This is a genomic window from Bartonella sp. MF74HXZ, assembly GCF_042194445.1.
GTDB classification, from domain to species: domain Bacteria; phylum Pseudomonadota; class Alphaproteobacteria; order Rhizobiales; family Rhizobiaceae; genus Bartonella; species Bartonella grahamii.
This window is the reverse complement of record NZ_JBHIMW010000029.1, coordinates 1-782: the sequence shown is the minus strand read 5'-3', so window position 1 is coordinate 782 and position 782 is coordinate 1. Positions and strand designations below refer to the sequence as shown.

Genomic DNA, 782 nt, shown 5'->3' with positions numbered 1-782 from the left:
GAAACCGTTCAAACGGTCAACGCTCGTGAGTTACATGCGTTGTTGGAAATTGGGAAAGATTTCTCTACTTGGATTAAATATCGCATCAACAAATATAATTTATTAGAAAATCAGGATTATTTAGTTTTCACCAATTTTGGCGAAAACCTCCAAGGTGGACGTCCCTCCAAAGATTATGCTCTCACCTTAAGTGTAGCTAAAGAGCTTTCTATTGTGGAGAACAATAAAAAAGGTAGAGAAGCTCGTTTATACTTTATAGAATGTGAAAAACGTGCAAAACAAGTAGCAACACCGCAAATAAATCTTGCCAATGCTTTGGAAAATCCTCTTACGATTAAACAGCTCCTTTTAGAAGATATCGATCAATTAGAAGACTTAAGAAATGAGGTGAGTACACTCAAGCCTAAAGCAGAAGCTTTGGAAGGTTTAAAACGCTCTGATGGTTTGTTTGGTTTGATAGAAGCAGCAAAGATGTTGGAAGTACGACCAAAGGATTTAACGGATTACTTGCGTAAACATGATTGGGTGTATCGCCGTGCGCCAGGGGCGCCTCTGTTACCTTATCAGGACAAGATCAAGAAAGGATTCATGGATTGCCCTGCTATCACCATTCAAAGACCGGATGGTACAGAAAAGGTACTCCCTTCAACGAAAATCACATCGAGAGGTTTGGCATGTTTGAGAGAACAAATCCATGGAGGTGTGCAATGAAGGTAGATACTAACTTTTTATGCGATTTATGGATAACGTTGTTTCAGTTTGTCAATTGTGAATATGTAGAT

At 38.9% G+C, this 782-nt stretch carries 1 protein-coding gene; it reads left to right on the top strand.

What is annotated here, in order from left to right; genetic code table 11:
* A partial coding sequence (locus ACFIJ8_RS08455) for an antA/AntB antirepressor family protein (RefSeq protein ID WP_375639389.1) occupies positions 1 to 711 on the top strand: 711 nt, incomplete at its 5' end.
* Positions 712 to 782: the final 71 nt, after the last annotated feature.